3 protein-coding genes are annotated in these 3,458 nt (G+C 63.7%); all 3 read right to left on the reverse strand.

Features of this window, described 5'->3' with window-relative positions; translation table 11 throughout:
• Positions 1 to 292 precede the first annotated feature (292 nt).
• Entirely contained in the window at positions 293 to 709 is a 417-nt protein-coding gene (locus VFA16_RS20155) for an EVE domain-containing protein (protein WP_324969524.1), read from the reverse strand.
• 286 nt (positions 710 to 995) lie between these two features.
• Positions 996 to 2,204: an acyl-CoA dehydrogenase family protein gene (locus VFA16_RS20160; RefSeq protein WP_324969525.1), complete on the reverse strand. Its 1,209-nt coding sequence runs from the start codon at positions 2,202 to 2,204 to the stop codon at positions 996 to 998.
• Between the two features lie 33 nt (positions 2,205 to 2,237).
• Positions 2,238 to 3,458, reverse strand: a 1,221-nt coding sequence (locus VFA16_RS20165) for an acyl-CoA dehydrogenase family protein (RefSeq protein WP_324969526.1), incomplete at its 5' end; no start/stop codon positions are given.

Raw genomic sequence — 3,458 nt, forward strand, 5'->3', positions numbered from 1 at the left:
CGCTTTGCTTGTTGCGACTGGCGAGATCGCATTAATGAGATGTGCCGGCACTCGACCGCGCGGTTGTCTGGTTGACCTCCGGCTATGAGGCGTCGCGTGGATCCCGACGTCGTCTTCGGGGGGCTCGCGGGGCCTTCTCCACTACAACGTGGATCACTTCGACGACACTGACAGCGATGTCACGATTTTGTCGGCATCGCATGAGCGGGCTCCTCGCCGCCGCCAGGCGCGGAACCACCGATTTCGCAAACTGATTGGGGTATTGCTCAGTGACCGACGCTCGCTTCGCAGTTCATGTGCTGGTCATCGCTGAGCGGATCACCTTCAGGTCGTGATCGTCGATCTTGAATACCCCGAATCGGAACTTGTAGCCCCATCGAGCCTTGTCCTCGATGAAGTCGAGGTGGTCGATGAGTGGTCGGATCGGCGTCTCGGTGCACTCGAGGAAGTCGACGTTGCGACGCCACGGCTGGAAGTCAGGCGTCATCTCCACTTGGTATGGCTCGTCATCGGCGACTTGGCCGATGGCGGTGAAGGCCTGAAGCGGCTCACCGTCGGGATAGGCCGTCTTGGGTGAGTAGAAGATGATCCAGTCGCCTCGAGCCATCTTGCGAAGCATGTGCGGCTTGCCGTGGTTGGCCTGGGTGAAGCGACCGCGGACCCCCTGCTCGACATGGTCACGGCTGACCGTATTGATCCAGTTCGTCATGACCGCATGCTAAGCCGGGTGACGGACACATCCGTGCGTTCGTTGTCGGGCTGTGGATAACCGGCAGGCATGCTCAACAGGAGCACCGGCACGCATTCGGGTCCGCGGTGATACTACATACGACATCAAGTTGGAGAAGGCATCAATCCCTGGTGGGAGCGGCTGAAGAGGCCGCCGAGCATCCTGAGGTTAGCCGTGATGCGCTCGGAAGCCCAACAACGCCGCGAACACACGCTAAAGCCCCGATTTCAGCGAAACCCGGGGCTTTCGCGTCGGCTCGGCAACCCTACTTGAGTTCCGACGACGACAGGCCCAACAGACGGCGGGCGACCACCAGCTGCTGGATCTGCTGAGTGCCCTCGAAGATGTCCATGATCTTCGAATCGCGCGCCCACTTCTCGAACAAAGTCTGCTCGGAATACCCTGTGGTGCCGGTCAATTCGACCGCCTTGAGGGTGATGTCGCTGGCCACCCGGCCGGCCTTGGCCTTGCCCATCGACGCTTCTTTGGAGTTCGGGATACTGTTGTCGGCCTGCCACGCCGAACGCAGCGCCAATAGGTAGCTGGCTTCCCAGTCGGCCTCCATCCGCAAAAACTCTGCCGCAGACGCACTTTGCGCATGCCACGGCTTGTGGTAGGAGATCTCCACCCCGGCGTCGGTCAAAATCTTGCGCAGCTCTTCCAATGCGGCACGGGCGATCCCGATGGCCATGGCGGCGACGATCGGGCGGGTGTTGTCGAACGTCTCCATCACGCCGCCGAAGCCCTTGCTGGTGTCTATTTCCGGGCTGCCCAGCAGGTTCTCTTGGGGGATGCGGACGTTGTCGAAGCGGATGGTAGCCGTGTCGGAGCCCTTGATGCCGAGCTTCTTCTCGAGCCGCTCGACGGTGACGCCCGGATGCTCGCGCGGCACGATGAACGGCTTGATCGCGGCTCGGCCTTTCGACTTGTCCAGCGTCGCCCACACCACGATGTGGGTGGCCCGCGAACCGGCGGTGACGAAGATCTTTTCGCCGTTGATCACGTATTCATCGCCGTCGAGCCTGGCGGTCGTCGACACCGCGGCCGAGTCCGACCCGAATCCGGGTTCGGTGATCGCCATCGCCGCCCACACCTTGCCCAGCCGCTGCAGCTGCTCGTCGGTGGCCAGCCCGGAGATCGTGGCGTTGCCCAGGCCTTGGTAGGGCATCGAGAGCATCATCGCCGCGTCGCCCCAGCTGGCTTCGATCGTCTGCAGCACCGCTGCCATGTTGGGGCCGTTGCGGTTTTCTTCCTTGCCCTCGCCCTCACGGAACGCCTCGGCCCCGGTGAGTCCCAACGTGTTCGACTCGGCGGCACCCATGAACAGTTGGGCCAGCGTGTCGAGCTCGACCGGATAGGCGTGTTCGTTCAGGTCGTATTTGCGGGCGATCGGCCGCATCATTTCGGCGGCACCCTGATGTGCCTTGTCGATCACCGAGTGCATCTTGCGGGGAAGTTCCAGATTGATTGCCATGGTTGGTCTTTCGCTTGCGAATTAGATGACGACCTAGATAACTACAATGCCCTCGGCGACGCCGATGGCTCGCAGGTCGCGGTACCAGCGCTCGACGGGGTGTTCCTTGGTGTAGCCGTGGCCGCCGAGCAGCTGTACGCCGTCGAGGCCGATCTGCATGCCCTTGTCCGCGCCGAGCCGCTTGGCCAGCGCCGCTTCGCGGGTGAACGGCAGGCCCTGCTCCGCACGTGCCCCACCGCGCCACGTGATCATCCGCAGGCCGTCGAGCTCGATGGCGATGTTGGCGCACATGAACGCCACCGACTGCCGGCGGGCAATCGGCTCGCCGAAAGCTTCGCGTTCCTTGACGTAGGGGACGACGTAGTCGAGCACCGCGTGCGAGGTGCCGACCGCCAGTGCCGCCCAGCCGAGCCGGGACAGCGCGATCGCCTCCGCGTAGTCGTCGTCGTTGGCGTCATCCTCGCCCAGCCGGGCGCTCAGCGGCACCGACACGTGATCGAGCTCAACCTGACCCAAAGCCGCCGCGCGAATGCCCATGCTGGGGTCGGGCTTCACGGTCAGACCGTTAGTGGACGACTCGACGATGAACAGGGCCGGCTTGCCACTCAGCTGCGCACCGACGATGAACAGCTCGGCGTCGGCGGCAGCCGGCACCAATGACTTCACTCCGTTCAGGCGATAGCCGCTCGGGGTGCGCGTGGCGGTGGTCTTCAGATTGGTCGGATCGAACAGTGGCTGCGGTTCGGCGATCGCGACGCAGGCCTGCGGGACATTCTCACCCGCGAACTCCTTGAGATAGGTGGCCTGCTGGTCGGCGCTGCCCCAGTGGGTGAGTGCCGACGCCACACCGCCGGGCGCCAGAATCGGCAGCGCGAGCCCCATGTCGCCGTAGGCCAGTGCCTCAGCCACCAGGACGTTGGTCACGCTGGAGCGATGGGCGGCGATGCCCTCGAAATCTTCAGGAACGTTCACCGCGGTGACGCCGAGCTCGGCTGCCTTCGCGATCAAGTCCGGTGGATACTTCGCGGCCTCATCGGCTTCGGCCGCGGCCGGGCGCAGAATCTCCTGGGCGAACTCGTCGACCGTTTCGACAATCAGTTTCTGGTCATCGTCGGGAGTCAGGTCGAAGTAGTCCTTGCCGCTGGCCTTCAGCCGGGTGGGGCCGCCGCGAAGGCCTTGGACTCGCTTGAACTGACGGCTGGTGGCACCGGCAACCGAAAAGCCTGTCTTGACACCGTATTTCAGCGTCCGGTT

It is taken from the genome of Mycobacterium sp. (genome assembly GCF_035653355.1).
In the GTDB taxonomy this organism is placed as follows: domain Bacteria; phylum Actinomycetota; class Actinomycetes; order Mycobacteriales; family Mycobacteriaceae; genus Mycobacterium.